The sequence below is a fragment of the Mesorhizobium sp. M7A.F.Ca.CA.002.05.1.1 genome (assembly GCF_003998335.1).
GTDB lineage: Bacteria > Pseudomonadota > Alphaproteobacteria > Rhizobiales > Rhizobiaceae > Mesorhizobium.
Window position 1 is genome coordinate 1 of record NZ_RZQI01001154.1, and the last position, 1,562, is coordinate 1,562.

Sequence of the window (1,562 nt, forward strand, 5' to 3'; positions counted from 1 at the left end):
ATTATCCATGGCATATCGATCGCCCGCGACGCAAATTCCGGAGCCGCCTCGCTCTACCCGCGGACAACCTGTTGAGGCTCAACACCCAGGTCGGATGGGCAGCCCTACGTTCCCGGCTTCGGCTGGAAACGTCGTCCCCCCGCTCCCCGGCGCCAGATAGCAAAAAGGCCCGGTTACCCGGGCCCTTTATGCTTTTCAAATCTAAAGAAGATTTGGAGCGGGTGAAGCGATTCGAACGCTCGACCCCAACCTTGGCAAGGTTGTGCTCTACCCCTGAGCTACACCCGCTCGCACGGCGCTTGGCCGCAAGCCGGGCCTATATGGCTGAAGAGCGCGGCGATTGCAACAGGGAAATCGCAGGCTTTTTGCGACACGATGCGCGGGGCCGGCAAGCCGCCGGCGGGCGCGTGAGTGGCGGGCGGCGGGGCGCCAGCGCGAAGGGCGGTGCCGCTCACCATGATGTCGCATGACGGTCTTGTGTCGGCTGCCCCATTGGCCGTAAACGGCTGGCTTGAGAAACGGGACGAAACCGATGCCGAAGACCGAAGCCGATTTGATGGCCTTTCTTGCCGAACTCGGCATTGCCACGTCGACGAAGCGCCACCCGCCGCTCTATACCGTCGCCGATTCGCAGGCGCTGCGCGGCGAAATCGCCGGCGGGCACACGAAAAACCTGTTCCTGAAGGACAAGAAGGACAATTTCTTCCTGGTCACCGTCGGCGAGGACGCGGTCGTCGACCTGAAGCAGATCCACCAGGTGATCGGCGCCGCCAGCCGGGTTTCCTTCGGCAAGCCGGAGATGCTGATGGAGCTGCTCGGCGTCACACCGGGCGCCGTCACGGTCTTTGGCGTCATCAACGACACGGCAAACAGGGTCAAGCTCGTGCTCGACAAGGATTTGATGGAGCATGCGGTCATCAATGGGCATCCGCTGACCAATGAGGCGACGACATCGATCGCGGCGCGCGACCTGATCAGATTCGTCGAGGCAACCGGGCACGATGCTGCTATCTTGAAAGTCTCCGTGTGATCGCCACATGGATGGCTTGAGTCAGATGGTCTGAAGCATAGGGCGCCTGGCCGCCGGCCGGCGGCGCCACGGAAGGGTAGAGAGATGAGCGACAACAATCCGTTCGGCGGCTCCTTTGGCGGCAATGGCGGCCAGTACACCACCTCGGTGCAGTATGGTGGAGCCGCGCCGGCGCCGGCGAAAGTCGCGCTTGGCGATGCGCCCGCCGCTCCCGCCGACGTGATCAAGGACACGACGACGGCTGCCTTTGCCGCCGATGTCATCAAGGAATCGCGCCGGCAGCCGGTGCTGGTCGATTTCTGGGCGCCCTGGTGCGGGCCTTGCAAGCAGTTGACGCCGCAGTTGGAGAAGGCGGTCAAGGCCGCCGGCGGCAGGGTCAAGCTGGTGAAGATGAACATCGACGACCATCCCTCGATCGCCGGCCAGCTCGGCATCCAGTCTATCCCGGCGGTCATCGCCTTCTCCAACTGCGGCGTCAACTGCTTGCAAGGCCCGCACCAGGGCGCCCAGAAATCGACCAGCACCGGCCGCC

The 1,562-nt window shown here is 63.8% G+C and carries 1 protein-coding gene, 1 tRNA gene and 1 pseudogene; 2 read left to right on the forward strand and 1 reads right to left on the reverse strand.

Annotated elements, in window-relative coordinates:
- Positions 1-213: 213 nt before the first annotated feature.
- Positions 214-288, reverse strand: a tRNA-Gly gene (locus tag EN939_RS33555).
- 244 nt (positions 289-532) lie between these two features.
- Here EN939_RS33555 and EN939_RS33560 point away from each other — a divergent pair.
- Together EN939_RS33560 and EN939_RS33565 are read left to right on the forward strand one after the other, a co-directional pair.
- Positions 533-1,030 carry a prolyl-tRNA synthetase associated domain-containing protein gene (locus EN939_RS33560; RefSeq protein ID WP_127271756.1) on the forward strand — a complete coding sequence of 166 codons (498 nt, stop codon included), beginning with the start codon at positions 533-535 and terminating at the stop codon, positions 1,028-1,030.
- Positions 1,031-1,114: 84 nt separating this feature from the next.
- Positions 1,115-1,498: pseudogene (locus EN939_RS33565) on the forward strand (thioredoxin family protein); the annotation flags it as partial.
- Positions 1,499-1,562: the final 64 nt, after the last annotated feature.

What these genes read in the sequence shown, in the direction of transcription:
- EN939_RS33560 (WP_127271756.1), top strand. Translation starts at nt 533, where the DNA reads ATGCCGAAGACCGAAGCCGATTTGATGGCCTTTCTTGCCGAACTCGGC.